The sequence below is a fragment of the Consotaella aegiceratis genome (genome assembly GCF_036541425.1).
In the GTDB taxonomy this organism is placed as follows: domain Bacteria; phylum Pseudomonadota; class Alphaproteobacteria; order Rhizobiales; family Rhizobiaceae; genus Consotaella; species Consotaella aegiceratis.
This window is the reverse complement of sequence record NZ_JAZHFT010000002.1, coordinates 224,497-238,129: the sequence shown is the minus strand read 5'-3', so window position 1 is coordinate 238,129 and position 13,633 is coordinate 224,497. Positions and strand designations below refer to the sequence as shown.

Here is a 13,633-nt window from a genome sequence, read left to right as displayed (position 1 = left end):
ACCACGCAGACCTCGATCAATAGCAGATCCGATGGGCGTTGCGAGAGTCTACCGTAGGGGAAGTTGGTCGGGCAACCGTTCACTGCTGCGGAGCCTGGCCATCGTCTCGCAGCACGGCTGGACTGAAGTCCTGCCGCGCCGGCAGTGTCCGCTGCAGCGGGGCGTCGCGCTCGTGGAGACGGCGGCCGCCGGCATAGGTGGCGACCACCGAGCGGTCGTCTCCCATCATCATGAGGCAGAACAGCTCTTCGCCCAGCGTCTCGACGCGCTCCATGCGGCGGCGTTGGGCGGCGGTGGCGGCGCTGTCCAGGACCACGATGTCGGCTTCCAGCCCCGGTTCGAGCCGGCCGATCCTGTTGTCGTGACCAAGCGCCCTGGCATTGCCGGCCGTCATCATGTGGAAGGCCTCGACGGGCGGCAGCCGTTGGCCCCTGAGAGCCAGCACCTTATAGGCTTCGGCGGCCGTCTGAAGCATGGAGTAGCTGGTGCCGCCGCCGATGTCGGTCGCCAATCCCACCTTGAGGCCGGCGGCCCGCGCGGTGGCAAGATCGAACAGGCCGGAGCCGAGAAAGAGGTTGGAGGTCGGGCAGAAGATCGCGCTGGCCCGCGCGCCGGCCAGCGCCGCCCTCTCGCGGTCGGAGAGGTGGATGCAATGGCCGAACAGCGCCTTGTCGCGCACCAGCCCGAAGCGCTCATAGACTTCGGTATAGTCCTTCGACCAGGGAAAAGCGTCGCGCACGAATGCGATCTCAGCCTGGTTTTCCGACAGATGCGTCTGGATGTGCAGATCGGGATATTCGCGCGCCAGCGCGCCGGCGGCCTCGAGTTGGGCCTCGCTGGAGGTGGGGGCGAAGCGCGGGGTGACGGCATAGGCCAGGCGGCCCTTCGCGTGCCACCGCGCAATCAATGCCTTGGACTGGTCGTAGCCGGACTGCGCCGTGTCGAGCAGCGCATCCGGCGCGCCGCGATCCATCATCACCTTGCCCGCGACCATCCGCACGTTCCGCTGCGCTGCTTCGGCGAAGAAGGCGTCCACCGACTGGGGATGCGAGGTGCAGTAGACCGCGGCGCTGGTGGTGCCGTTGCGCAGGAGCTCGTCGAGCAGAAACTTCGCGCCGGCCGCTGCCACCGCCGGGTCGCCATAGCGGCTTTCCTCCGGGAAGGTGTAGCGCGAGAGCCATTCCATCAGCTCGGTGCCGAAGGAGGCGATCACCTGCGTCTGCGGCATGTGCAGATGCGGGTCGATGAAGCCGGCCATCACCAGATGCGGCTGGTGGTCGACCACGCGCAGGCCCTTGGCCTTGCCCGGCAGCAGGTCGGCGGCTTCGCCGATGTCGCGGATCAGACCATCCGCCACGATCAACAGACCGTCCTCCCAGAAGCGCACGGCGGACGGTCCGTCGACGGCGGGATCGCCATCGAAGGTCAGCAGCCGGCCGCGAAGCGCGAAGGTTTCGCGCGCGCCTTGGGCAGCAGCGTCGGTCACGGGTGGTAGAGCCCGTCGCCCGACGCGATCCATTGGGCAAGCGCCAAGCGCTCCTCGGGTTCGAGTTCGGTCACATTGCCGGGCGGCATGGCGTGGCTCCTCACGGCTTGGGTCTCGATGCGGGTCCAATTGTGCACGATGTCGGCTTCGGTCTCCAGCAGGACATCGCGCGGGGCGTGGCTGACGCCGGGCCAGAGCGGCTCGCGCGCATGGCACATGGAGCAGCGCGACTGCACGATCATCGTCGCGTCCGCAAACTCCGGCGAGGTGGCGAGCGCCAATTGGGGATCCTGCGTCCACTCGTGCGCGGCGGTGTCGTCGGCCTCGGGCGATCCCGCGTTCCAGCCCGGGAAGCCGGACAAGGCGATGATGACGACGAAAAGCACGGCGGCGACGCCCCAGCACCAATAGAGCTGGCGGCCGGTCTTGTGCTTGGTGTTGAAGAAGTGCCGGATGACGGCGCCCGTCAACATCACGAGGCCGGCGATCGCCCAGTTCCACTCGGTGGCGAAGGCCAGTGGATAGTGATTGGAGAGCATCAGGAAGATCACCGGCAGGGTGATGTAGTTGTTGTGCAGCGAGCGCTGCTTGGCGTCCAGACCGAGCTGCGGGTCGGGCGTCCGGCCGGCCTTGAGATCGGCCACCACGATCTTCTGGTTCGGGATGATCAGGAAGAAGACGTTGGCCGTCATGACGGTGGCGATCAGCGCGCCGGTCTGGAGCATGGCGCCGCGCCCCGAGAAGATCTGCGAGAACAGGTAGCTGGCGACGACCACGTAGATCGCGAGCGCGGCCAGGAGAGCCGTATCGTTTCTCTTGAGCGGCGACTTGCAGAGCCAGTCATAGACGATCCAGCCGAGGGCGATGCCGGCGATCGAGATCAGGCTGGCCGAAAGCGGCGAGAGGTCGGCCTTATGCGGATCGATCAGGTGCAGGTCGGCCCCGACGTAATAGACCAGGAAGAGCAGCGCCGCGCCCGACAGCCAGGTCGTGTAGCTCTCCCATTTGAACCAGTGCAGGTCCTCCGGCATCTCGGCGGGCGCCACGGTGTACTTCTGCAGATGGTAGAAGCCGCCCCCGTGCACCTGCCATGCCTCGCCGGAAACGCCGTCCGGCAGCACGCGGTGTTTGCGCAGGCCCAGATCGAGCGCGATGAAGTAGAACGACTCGCCGATCCACGCCATCGCCGCGATGACATGCAGCCAGCGCACGGCGAAGCTCAGCCATTCATAGAAATAGGACCACATGGTCGGCGTTCGTCTCCATAGAGGGTTTGATGCCGGCGCAGACGGCAGGCAAAGCAAGGGGCGCCGAAGCGCCCCTCGATCTTTCGTCAGGCGGTGCCGCCCGTCCAGTGGTCACAAGAAGCGGCCATTCGAGCCGGCGGACGATCGCGCTCGGTCTTGGGCTCAGGACTTCACGCCCTGAACGTACCAGTCGAGCTGCAGAAGCTGCTCGTCCGGGATGACCTCGCCTTCCTTGACCTTCAGTTCGCCGCTCTGGTCGTAGATCGGGCCGGTGAAGATCTCGTAGTTGCCCGCCTTAGTGTCGTCGATGATCTTCTGAGCCGCCGCCTTCACGTCGTCGGGCATCTTGTCGTTGAAGGGCGCCATTTCGAGGATGTCTTCCTTCATGCCGCCCCAGATGTCGCGCGGCTTCCAAGTGCCGTCGAGCAGCGCCTGGACCTCTTCGACATAGTACGGACCCCAATGGTCGACGATCGCCGTCATGTGGGCGTTGGGCGCGAAGCTCGACATGTCCCAGGCCTGGCCGAAAGCGATGGCGCCACGCTCCTCGGCGGCCTGCAGCGGCGCCGGCGAGTCGGTATGCTGGGTGATGACGTCCGCCCCCTGGTCGAGCAGGGCCTTGGTGGCGTCCGCCTCCTTGGCCGGATCGTACCAGGAGTTGACCCATACCACCTGCACTTCGAAGTCCGGGTTGACCTTGCGGGCGGCGAGCGTGAAGGCGTCGATGCCCATCACCACCTCGGGGATCGGGAAGGAGGCGACGTAGCCGGCCTTGCCGGTCTTGGACATCATCGCCGCGATCGTGCCGAGCACGGCGCGCCCCTGATAGAAGCGCGAATTGTAGATGCCCATGTTGGTGTCGTTCTTCTTGTACCCGGTCGCGTGGTCGAACGCGACGTTCGGGAACTGCTGAGCGACCTTCACCGTGGGGTTCATGAAGCCGAAGGAGGTGGCGAAGATGATGTCGTTGCCGTCCTGGGCGAGCTGACGCAACACGCGCTCGGTGTCCGGGCCTTCCGGCACGTTCTCGACGAAGGTGGTCTCCACCTTGTCGCCAAGCTTCTCCTCCAGGTACTTGCGGCCCTGGTCGTGGGCGAACGAATAGCCGTAGTCGCCGACCGGACCGACATAGACGAAGGCCGCCTTGACCTTGTCCTTCGGTGTCGAAAGGGCGTCCTGGGCAAAGGCCGGCAGCGCGACCGTGGCCGCTGCGGCCAGCGCGGCGGCGCCGGCGATCATCCGGCGGCGGGTGGAATTGAACATCGACGTCACTCCTTGTTGCTCCTCATTGTTCCTGCTGGGATTACGCGCTGGCGCGAAAAGGCTTGCCGAGGCAGGCGGGCGCGGTTGTCTTGGCGCTGCGGCGCCCCATCGAGATCGCGACCAGGACGGCGATCGTCGCCAGATAGGGAAGGCTCGACATGAACTCCGGCGCGAGCGCCGAAAAGCCCGCCGCCTTGGTCTGCAGCTCGAGCGTGATGACGGCACCGAAGAGATAAGCGCCGGCCGCGAGCCGGCCCGGCCGCCACGAGGCGAAGACCACCAGCGCGATGGCGATCCAGCCACGGCCGGCGGTCAGCTTTTCCGCCCACATGGGGGTGACGACCAAAGAGGAATAGGCACCGCCGAGCCCGGCCATGGCGCCGCCGAAGAGGATGGCGAGCGCCCGCACCTTCAGGACCGGATATCCGATCGAGTGGGCGGCCTCGTCGGACTCGCCGACCGCGCGCAGGATCAGGCCCGAGCGGCTGTGCTTCAGGAACCACCAGACCGCGACCGTCAGGATGAGCGAGACGTAGACCAGGGGAGAATGGCCGAAGATCAGCCGCAGATAGGGATCGTTGGCCAGAAAATCCGGAAAGATCGGACCCAGCCGCGCGGTGGTGATGCCGACGAAGGGAGCGCCGGCCAGCGCCGAGATGCCGGTGCCGAAGATGGTCAGCGCCAGCCCCGTGGCGACCTGATTGGCGGCAAGCCCCAGGGTCAGACAGGCGAAGATGCCGGCTGCGGCGGCTGCCGGCACCATCGAGGCGAGCGCGCCGAGAGCGGGCGAGCCGGTGGAAACGGAGACCGCGAAGGCGGTGACGGCGCCGATCAGCATCAGCCCTTCTACGCCGAGATTGAGCACGCCCGATTTCTCGACGACCAGTTCGCCGAGGGCGGCCAGCAGGAGCGGCGTCGCGGCCGCGACCACCGTCATCAGGATGGAGACGAAGACGGCGAGGGTCATGCCACGGTCTCCGGTTCGCGGGGGGCGGTCTCGACGACCGCCCCGGCCTTGGCGGCATGCACCGCAGGGCCGACGGTGCGATTGACCAGACGGTAACGCACCAGGACGTCGGCGGCGAGCAGGAAGAACAGCATCATGGCCTGGAACACGCCGACGGCGGCCGAGGGAAGCCGGATTGCGGTCTGGGCACTTTCGCCGCCCACATAGGTGAGCGCCAGCACCAGGGCGGCGAGCAGGATGCCGATCGGGTGGAGCCGTCCGAGAAAGGCGACGATGATGGCGGTGTAGCCGTATCCGGCCGGGAAGGCGGGGACCATCTGGCCGAACGGGCCGGAGGCCTCCAGCACGCCGGCGAGACCGGCCAGTCCGCCGCCGATCAGCATCGACATCCACACCGTGCCGCTTTCGTGGAAACCGCCGTAGCGCGCCGCCATGGGCGCCTGGCCGAAGACGCGGATCTGGAAGCCGGTCACCGTTCGCGCCACCAGAAACCAGACGAGGAGCGCCAGCGCGCCGGCCATCGGGACGCCGAGATGGATCAGCGTGCCCGGCACGACCATGGGCAGCGTCTGCCATTCGGTGAACAGCACCGTCTGCGGAAAGTTGAACCCCATCGGGTCCTTCCACGGCCCGCGCATCAGATAGTAGAGAAGCTGAAACGCCACGTAGTTCAGCATCAGGCTGGTGAGGATCTCGTTGACGGAGAAGCGCGTCTTCAGAACCGCCGGGATCGCCGCATAGGCCATGCCGCCGAGGATGCCAGCGCCGATCATCGCCGGCAGGATCCAGTATCCCGCCATGTCGTAGGTGAGGAGAGCGACGCCGGTGCCGGCGAGACCGCCGACGACGTACTGACCCTCGGCGCCGATGTTCCAGACATTGGCGCGAAAGCCGATCGACAGGCCGAGCGCGATCATCGCCAGTGGTGCCGCCTTCACCAGCAGGTCCTGCCAGCGATAGGGGTTGAACAACGGTTCGATGAAGATCTTCGTCACCGCGCCCAGACCGTCATAGCCGAGCAGGGTGAAGAGAATCGCGCCGACGACCAGCGTGGCGAGGACCGCCATCACCGGCGAAGCGAGCACCATGGCAACCGAGGGCTCCCGCCGCGCTTCGAGCCTAAGCACCATGTGCGATCCCCTCCGCTGCAGCCGCCTGGCTTGCTGCGCCCTTGCCATGGACCCCGCCCATCAGCAGTCCCAACTCCTCGATCGACACGCTGGCCACGTCCGTGGCCACGGAGAGATGCCCCCGGTTGATGACGGCGATCCGATCGGAGAGCGCCAGCAACTCGTCGAGATCCTGGCTGATCACCACGATCGCCGAGCCCGAAGCGGCGAGATCCACCATCGACTGGCGAATGAAGCTCGCAGCGCCCGCGTCGACACCCCAGGTCGGCTGCGCCACGACCAGGACCGCCGGCTCCTGCATGATCTCGCGGCCCATGATGTACTTCTGCAGGTTGCCGCCCGACAGGCTGCCCGCGGCGCCCTTGGCGCCGGTGGCCTTGACCGAGAAGGCAGAGATCACAGAGCTGGCGAAGGCCTTGGCGGCTCCGCCTTTCAGCAGGCCGCCGGAGGCGAGGCGCTTGCGCGTTCGCGCCGACAGGATCGCATTTTCGGCCAGCGACATGCCCGGCACCGCCGCATGACCGTTGCGCTCTTCCGGGACGCTGGCGAGACCCGCGCGCCGCCGATCGGTGACGCCGAGATTGGTCACGTCGCTGCCGTCGATCAGGATCCGTCCGGTGACGCCGCGTCGCCGTTCGCCCGAGAGCACGCTCAGAAGCTCGTTCTGACCGTTGCCGGCGACACCGGCGATCCCCAGGATTTCACCGGCCGAGACGGAAAAGGAAACCTCGTTGAGACTCGTGCCGAAGGGCGGCTCGCCCGGCGCCGACACGGCCTCGACCGTGAAACGGAGCTCTCCGCCGCTGCGGCCGTTGCGGCCCTCGATATCCTTCAGATTGCCGCCGATCATCATCTCGGCCATCGAGCGCGCCGTCTCCTGGGCCGGATCGCAGGTCGCGACCACCCGGCCGCCGCGCATGATCGTGGCGCTGCCGCACAGGGCTTTGATCTCTTCCAGCTTGTGCGAAATGTAGAGGATGGAGCAGCCCTCGGACGCCAGCTGGCGCAACGTGGTGAAGAGCTCGTCGACCTCCTGCGGCGTCAGCACCGAGGTCGGCTCGTCCATGATCAGCAGCTTGGGCTTCTGCAGCAGCGCCCGCACGATCTCGATGCGCTGCCGCTCGCCCACCGACAGGGTGTGGACGTCGCGATGCGGATCGAGCGCTAGGCCATAGGATTCGAGAACCCGCCTGATCTCGTTTTCCAGTTCGCGGCGGGGCGGCGGGTTGTCCATGCCGAGCGCGATGTTTTCGAGCACCGTCATCGCCTCGAACAGCGAGAAGTGCTGGAAGACCATGCCGATGCCGTGGGCACGCGCCTCGCGCGGCGAGCCGATCGTCACCTCGCGGCCATCCCAGAGGATGTCGCCCTCGTCGGCCTGCAGCACGCCGTAGATGATCTTGACGAGGGTCGACTTGCCGGCGCCGTTCTCGCCGAGAAGCGCGTGGATCTCGCCGGGCCGGACCTTGAAGGATACCGCGTCATTGGCCAGGACGCCCGGAAATCGTTTGGTGATGCCGGAAAGCTCGATACGCGGATGCATGGGTGGCGGTCGTTCCTTCAGAGGCTCAGCGCGTCTGACCGTTCGAGGCACTATTGCACTCGGGCCCCTGCGCTGCCAAGCGATCGGTCAGATTTTCTTGTTGACGCGAAAGCAGGCACGTAACCAGTTCCGCCGCGGTCAACGCGGCGATCACCGCCGGCCGTTTGTCGCGCACCGCGCTGCCGCCGATCGGCAGGGTCAGCCGTTCGATCGCCGCCTCCATGCCTTTGCCGGCCAGCATCCGGCGGAATTGCTCACGCTTCGTTTTGGAGCCGATGAGGCCGACATAGGCGGCGTCGCCGCGATTCAGCGCTGCCTCGGCAATGAGAAAGTCCAGCGCGTGGTCGTGGGTCATTACCAGGAACGCGCTTCCGGGCGGGGCGTCGGTCACCGCCGCCTCGGGCAGCACCGTGGCGCTGGCCGCAACGCCGACGGGCAGGTTGCCCAGCATCTCGGGGCGTGTGTCGATCAGTCGCGTCCGGAACGGCAAAGGGGCAAGCGCGTCCACGAGAGCGCGTCCGGTATGGCCGGCTCCGAAGATGAGAACCGTTGGCCGCTGCGCCTGTTCGTCACGGGTTCGCGCCTGGAACGTCGCCAGGGTCGCCTGATCGGCCCGTCGCAGCGCGAGTTGGACACGGCCGCCACAGCATTGGCCGAGGGCCGGCCCCAAAGCCAGATCGAGTTCGACCGCCGTGCGGCCATCCTTGAGCATGGCATGCGCGGCCTCGATTGCCCGAAATTCCAATGCGCCGCCGCCGATGGTGCCGGCCGTCGAATCCTCCGCCACCAGCATCGATGCACCGGCCTCGCGCGGTGTCGAGCCTAGCGCCTCGACCACCTCGACGAGAACGGCCGGGCGGGCGGTCTCGAGCATCGTGCGCAAGGCGGCGAGGACGTTTGTCACGACACTGCGGTCCCCCGCACCCGCTCGACGGCGGCCAGCACCCGCTCGGGCGTCGCCGGCGCATCGAGGTCGGGAAAGACCTTGCCGTCGCCGGCGGCAATGACGGCGTCGGTGAGCGCGCAGAAGACAGAGATGGCCAACATGAAGGGAGGCTCCCCCACAGCCTTCGAGCGATAGATCGTCGGCGACCGATTCTCACCCTTCTCCCAGATTTCGATGCGAAGGTCATCGGGTCGGTCGTTGGCGGTGGGAATCTTGTAGGTCGAGGGCGCGTGCGTCATCAGCCGGCCTTTATCGTCCCACCAGAGCTCCTCCATGGTGAGCCAGCCCATGCCCTGGATGAAGCCGCCCTCGATCTGGCCGCGGTCGAGCGCCGGATTCAGCGACTTGCCGACATCGTGCAGGATGTCGGCGCGCGTCAGCCGGTATTCGCCGGTGAGCGTGTCGATGATCACCTCCGAGCACGCCGCGCCGTAGGCAAAATAGTAGAACGGCGTGCCCGATGCCGTCTCCCGGTCGTAGGCGATGCCCGGCGTGGCGTAGAAGCCCGTGGACGACAGGGAAACACGGGCGAGATAGGCCTCGCCGACGAGATCGGCGAAGCTCTTTTCCATGTTGCCGATACGCACCCGGTTGGGCGCGAACACCACCTGGCTGGCCGGCACGCTGTAATGCTCTGAGGCATAGGCGACGAGCCGGTCCTTGATGGTGCGGGCCGCCGCCTGGGCGGCCATGCCGTTGAGATCCGAGCCCGAGGAGGCGGCCGTGGCCGAGGTGTTGGGCACCTTGGCTGTCGTCGTGCCGGTGATCTTCACCTGTTCGATGTCGATCTGGAATTCCTCGGCGACCACTTGGGCGACCTTGGTGAAAAGGCCCTGGCCCATTTCCGTGCCGCCGTGGTTCAGGTGAACCGACCCGTCCTTGTAGACGTGGACCAGCGCGCCCGCCTGATTGAGATGCGAGGTGGTGAAGGAGATGCCGAACTTCACCGGCGTCAGCGCCAGCCCCCTCTTCAGGATCGGGCTTTTGGCGTTGAAGGCCCGCACCGCTTGCCTGCGCGCGCGATAGCCGCACGAGGCTTCCAGCTCCCCGACGATCTCCTCGATGACGCAGTCGCTGACCGGCATGTGGTAGGGCGTCACGCCCGTCCCATCAGCGGGGTAGAAGTTGCGCTTCCTCACGTCGAGCGGGTCGAGGCCGGTTTCGAAGGCGATGCGGTCGAGCGCCCGCTCCATGCCGACCATGCCCTGCGGCCCGCCGAACCCCCGGAAGGCGGTGTTGGAGACGGTGTGGGTCTTCAGCCGGCGCGAATGCACCCGCGCGGCCGGCAGCCGATAGGCGTTGTCGGCATGGAACATCGCCCGGTCGGCGATCGCCGCCGAGAGATCGGAGGAGTAGCCGCAGCGCACGACCTGATCGAAGCTCGCGGCCTCAATTCGGCCATTCTCGTCGTAGCCGACGGCATAGTCGATCCGCACCTCATGGCGCTTGCCGGTCATCACCATGTCGTCGTCGCGATCGAGCCGGCATTTCGCCGGCCGGCCGGTTCGGATCGCGGCGAGCGCCGCGACGGAGGCGAACAGCGCCGGCTGGCTCTCCTTGCCGCCGAACCCGCCGCCCATGCGCCGCACTTCCACCGTCACCGCATGGTCCGGGCGCCCGAGCATCTTGGCGACGTTGTGCTGAATCTCGGAGGGGTGCTGCGTGGAGGAATGGACGACGACGTCGCCATCCTCCTGCGGAACGGCATAAGCGATCTGGCCTTCCAGGTAGAAATGATCCTGGCCGCCGACCTCGACGCGGCCGTCCAGCCGCCGGGGGGCCGAGGACAGCGCCGCTTCGGCGTCGCCCAGCCGCATCGTGTGGGGCGGCAGAAGGTCCTCGCCCGCCGCATCGGCCGCGGCAATCGCTTCGTCGAAGCGGATCGTCGCCGGCAATGCCTCGTACTCGATCGCCGCCAGTCTGGTGGCGGCGCGCGCCGCCTCGATCGTCTCGGCGGCGACGGCGAACAGCGGCTGGCCGACATAGTCGACCGTCTCCGTCGCAAAGATCGGATCGTCGCCCATCACCGGCGAATAATCGTTCTGGCCTGGAATGTCGGCCGCGCTCAGCACCACCGCCACTCCGGGTGCCGCGCGCACGGCGTCGAGACCCATGGCGACGAGGCGGGCGTGAGGACGCTCCGACATGGCAATGTAGACCTGCAGCGTGCCCGGCAGCTCGGGATCGTCGTCGGTGTAGCGAGCGGCGCCCGAGACGTGCTTCAGCGCGCTGTCGTGAGCGCGTGCGGTGCGGACGCCGCCATTGATTGCAGCCTGGTGGCCCGGCGCTTGCTCGTGCAACTCCTTGAACGCCGGTTCGCCGGCGCCGCTGCGGTCCTGGATCCGGGTCTCGTCCATCAGGCCATGACCTCGCTCGCATCCAGAGCGCCCGGCATGGCGAGCCGCGCCGGCGCTCCGCCCTCATGTTCGAGCCGAAAGCGCCGCAGCAGGTTTTGCGCCACCTTCAGCCGGTAGGCGGCCGAAGCCCGCATGTCGGTGAGCGGCGAAAAATCCTCCGCCAGCGCCGCTGCGGCGCGTTCGGCAGCTGCGGCGTCGAAGGGCGAGCCGACGAGTGCGGCTTCGGCATGGGATGCCCGCCTCGGGGTCGCCGCCATGCCGCCGAAGGCCAAGCGCGCCTCGCTCACGATGCCGCCGTCGAAGGTGAGACGCAGTGCGGCCATCACCGCCGAGATGTCGGAATCGAAGCGCTTGGAAATCTTGTGGGCGAAGTAGCGCTGCTCGTCGGCAAGCGTCGGCACCTCGACCGCCGCGACGAACTCGCCCGGCGTCCTGTCCTGCTTGCCATAGGACAGGAAGTAATCCTCCAACGGCAGACTGCGGGCCTCGTCGCCTTTGCGCAGATGCAACCGGCTTCCCAGCGCGATCAGCGCGGGCGGCAGATCGCCGATCGGCGAGCCGTTGGCGATGTTGCCGCCGACGGTGCCGACATTGCGGATCTGATAGCCGGCAAAGCGGCGCATCAGTTCGCCCAGCTCCGGATGAATGTCCGCCAGATGGGTGGCGGCCTCGCGATGGGTCACGGCGGCACCGACATAGATGCGGCCGGGCGCCGCCTCCACATGGCGCAGGTCGGCCACGCGCGAGACGTCGATCAGCACCGGCAGGTCGCGGTGCTGCTTGGTCACCCACAGGCCGACATCCGTGGCGCCCGCGACCAGGCGGGCGTCGGGATGGGCGGCGTAGAGATCGGCCAGTTCGTCGGCATGGCGTGGCGCATACCAGGCGCCGCCGGCCGCCTCGTAGTGAAACATCTCGGCGCCGAGAAGCGAGGCGAGCCGTTCGGCCAAGGCGACGTCCTCCGCGGTGCGGTCCGGGAGCGGCGTTGCCGCGAGATCCATGCCGGCGTCGATGATTGGGCCGTAGCCGGTGCACCGGCAGAGGTTGCCGGCGATGACGTCCTTGACCGACTGGCGGTCGGTCAGCGCGCCGGTGAGCCATCCGCCATAAAGCTGCATGACGAAGCCCGGCGTGCAGAAGCCGCACTGGCTGGCGTGACGCTCTACCATCGCCGTCTGCAGCGGGTGCGGGCCGTCATGGTCGAGATGTTCGACGGTCTCGATGGCGCGGCCATGCAGCGACGGCACGAACTGGATGCAGGCGTTGACGGCGCGGCGGGCGATGCCGCCCTGGCCGTCCGGTTCGGCCAGCAGCACCGTGCAGGCGCCGCAATCGCCCTCGGCGCAGCCTTCCTTGGTGCCGGTGAGGCGTGCCTCGCGGCGCAGGTAGGTGAGGATGGTGGTGGTCGGCGCCAGATCTGTGATCCGGTGTTCCTCGCCGTTGAGGAGGAAGCGGATGGGTTCGGTCATCGGCTAGGATCCCCGATAGGTCGAATAGCCGAAGGGGGACAGCAGCAGCGGCACATGATAGTGCGTGGCCTCGGCGACGCCGAAGCGGATCACCACCTCGTCGAGGAATTTGGGGTCCGGCAAATCGATGCCGGCAGCGTCGAAATAGGATCCAGCCATGAATACCAGTTCGTAGGGTCCCGGCCGAAAGGCGTCGCCGGCAACGAGCGGCGCGTCGCAGCGACCGTCGGCGTTGGTGACGGCTTCTGCCACCTTCTCCCGACTCGCACCGAGACGCCACAACGTCACGGAAATGCCGGCGGCAGGGACACCGCGGCTCACGTCGAGAACATGCGTCGTCAGATAGGCCGAGTCGCTCAGAGCCGTCCTCCGCTTCTTGATTTTTGACCGGATGGTCAACCACTCTGTGTACAGCAACCAGCCGATGCGTAAAGGGCGGGGCGCCTGTCTTTTCCGCCCTATTTTCTCCGATAATGAAGCCGGCGCAACTGATCGTCGTCGAAGCCCAACCCGCAGGAGCCCCTATGAGGAGCAAACCCGCCTTTCTGTTCGATCTCGATGGTACCCTGGTCGACAGCGTCTACCAGCATGTCATGGCCTGGCAGGACGCTCTCGACGAAGAGGGAATCGAGCTGTCCGTCTGGCGCGTCCATCGCAAGATCGGCATGAGCGGCGGCCTTTTCACCGATCAGCTTCTGCGCGAGACGGGCGAGGCGATCACCGAGGAGAAGGGCGAACGGCTGCGCCATCTGCACGCCGAGGCCTATGGCCGGTACTCGCACAAGGTGCGGGCACTGCCCGGCGCCAAGGCGCTGCTGAAAGCGCTGGACGAGGCCGGCCTGAAATGGGCCATCGCCACCAGCGGCCGGATGGAGACGGCAAAGTACAATCTCGAGCGTCTCGACGTCGATCCCGACAGGGCGACGGTGGTGACCCGCGACGAGGTGAAATATGCCAAGCCGGATCCGGATCTCTTCATCGCGGCCGCCGAGCGGCTGGGCGTCGAACCGCTCGATGCCATCGTCGTCGGCGATTCGATCTGGGATCTGCTCGCCGCCCAGCGCTGCCGTGCGCTCGGCGTCGGCCTGTTGTCCGGCGGCTACGGGACGGAGGAGCTGGAGCGCGCCGGCGCGTTTCGTGTCTACGAGGACCCCGCCGACATGCTGGACCATCTCGACGAGGTCGGCGGACGGCGTTAGCCTGCCACCACTCCTTTCGATCCGCG

11 protein-coding genes are annotated in these 13,633 nt (G+C 67.1%); 1 reads left to right on the top strand and 10 read right to left on the bottom strand.

Translation table 11 applies throughout. The features are described from left to right. Positions 1-79: 79 nt before the first annotated feature. From guaD to uraH, 10 genes are all read right to left on the bottom strand, one after another. A complete protein-coding gene (gene guaD / locus SMD10_RS02660; RefSeq protein WP_331684093.1) occupies positions 80-1,486 on the bottom strand; it encodes a guanine deaminase in 1,407 nt (468 codons plus the stop codon). Next, positions 1,483-2,733, bottom strand: a complete 1,251-nt coding sequence (locus SMD10_RS02655; RefSeq protein WP_331684092.1) for a urate hydroxylase PuuD — start codon at positions 2,731-2,733, stop codon at positions 1,483-1,485. Before SMD10_RS02655 ends, guaD begins: the two co-directional genes overlap by 4 nt. A gap of 162 nt (positions 2,734-2,895) precedes the next feature. Continuing rightward, on the bottom strand, positions 2,896-3,996 hold the full coding sequence (locus SMD10_RS02650) for a BMP family ABC transporter substrate-binding protein (RefSeq protein WP_331684091.1): 1,101 nt from the start codon (positions 3,994-3,996) through the stop codon (positions 2,896-2,898). Positions 3,997-4,036: 40 nt separating this feature from the next. Beyond that, positions 4,037-4,963, bottom strand: coding sequence for an ABC transporter permease (locus SMD10_RS02645; RefSeq protein WP_331684090.1), 927 nt, complete (start codon positions 4,961-4,963; stop codon positions 4,037-4,039). Further along, a complete protein-coding gene (locus tag SMD10_RS02640; protein WP_331684089.1) occupies positions 4,960-6,093 on the bottom strand; it encodes an ABC transporter permease in 1,134 nt (377 codons plus the stop codon). Before SMD10_RS02640 ends, SMD10_RS02645 begins: the two co-directional genes overlap by 4 nt. Then, positions 6,083-7,636 (bottom strand): ABC transporter ATP-binding protein, encoded by a 1,554-nt coding sequence (locus SMD10_RS02635; protein ID WP_331684088.1) that lies wholly within the window; start codon positions 7,634-7,636, stop codon positions 6,083-6,085. The genes SMD10_RS02640 and SMD10_RS02635 overlap by 11 nt, the downstream gene beginning before the upstream one ends. A gap of 25 nt (positions 7,637-7,661) precedes the next feature. Beyond that, entirely contained in the window at positions 7,662-8,510 is an 849-nt protein-coding gene (gene xdhC / locus SMD10_RS02630; RefSeq protein WP_432757167.1) for a xanthine dehydrogenase accessory protein XdhC, read from the bottom strand. A 26-nt stretch (positions 8,511-8,536) separates the two neighbouring features. Next, entirely contained in the window at positions 8,537-10,939 is a 2,403-nt protein-coding gene (gene xdhB, locus SMD10_RS02625; RefSeq protein ID WP_331684086.1) for a xanthine dehydrogenase molybdopterin binding subunit, read from the bottom strand. Beyond that, positions 10,939-12,408: a xanthine dehydrogenase small subunit gene (gene xdhA, locus SMD10_RS02620; RefSeq protein WP_331684085.1), complete on the bottom strand. Its 1,470-nt coding sequence runs from the start codon at positions 12,406-12,408 to the stop codon at positions 10,939-10,941. Before xdhA ends, xdhB begins: the two co-directional genes overlap by 1 nt. A 3-nt stretch (positions 12,409-12,411) precedes the next feature. Continuing rightward, the gene (gene uraH, locus SMD10_RS02615) at positions 12,412-12,789 is read right to left on the bottom strand and encodes a hydroxyisourate hydrolase (RefSeq protein ID WP_331684188.1); all 378 of its coding nucleotides are present in this window, start codon (positions 12,787-12,789) and stop codon (positions 12,412-12,414) included. 143 nt (positions 12,790-12,932) lie between these two features. Here uraH and SMD10_RS02610 point away from each other — a divergent pair, with 143 nt between their 5' ends. Next, on the top strand, positions 12,933-13,607 hold the full coding sequence (locus tag SMD10_RS02610) for an HAD family hydrolase (RefSeq protein ID WP_331684084.1): 675 nt from the start codon (positions 12,933-12,935) through the stop codon (positions 13,605-13,607). Positions 13,608-13,633 lie beyond the last annotated feature (26 nt).

What these genes read in the sequence shown, in the direction of transcription:
- SMD10_RS02655 (WP_331684092.1), bottom strand. Translation starts at nt 2,733, where the DNA reads ATGTGGTCCTATTTCTATGAATGGCTGAGCTTCGCCGTGCGCTGGCTG.
- SMD10_RS02650 (WP_331684091.1), bottom strand. Translation starts at nt 3,996, where the DNA reads ATGTTCAATTCCACCCGCCGCCGGATGATCGCCGGCGCCGCCGCGCTG.
- SMD10_RS02645 (WP_331684090.1), bottom strand. Translation starts at nt 4,963, where the DNA reads ATGACCCTCGCCGTCTTCGTCTCCATCCTGATGACGGTGGTCGCGGCC.
- SMD10_RS02640 (WP_331684089.1), bottom strand. Translation starts at nt 6,093, where the DNA reads ATGGTGCTTAGGCTCGAAGCGCGGCGGGAGCCCTCGGTTGCCATGGTG.
- SMD10_RS02635 (WP_331684088.1), bottom strand. Translation starts at nt 7,636, where the DNA reads ATGCATCCGCGTATCGAGCTTTCCGGCATCACCAAACGATTTCCGGGC.
- xdhC (WP_432757167.1), bottom strand. Translation starts at nt 8,510, where the DNA reads ATGCTCGAGACCGCCCGCCCGGCCGTTCTCGTCGAGGTGGTCGAGGCG.
- xdhB (WP_331684086.1), bottom strand. Translation starts at nt 10,939, where the DNA reads ATGGACGAGACCCGGATCCAGGACCGCAGCGGCGCCGGCGAACCGGCG.
- xdhA (WP_331684085.1), bottom strand. Translation starts at nt 12,408, where the DNA reads ATGACCGAACCCATCCGCTTCCTCCTCAACGGCGAGGAACACCGGATC.
- SMD10_RS02610 (WP_331684084.1), top strand. Translation starts at nt 12,933, where the DNA reads ATGAGGAGCAAACCCGCCTTTCTGTTCGATCTCGATGGTACCCTGGTC.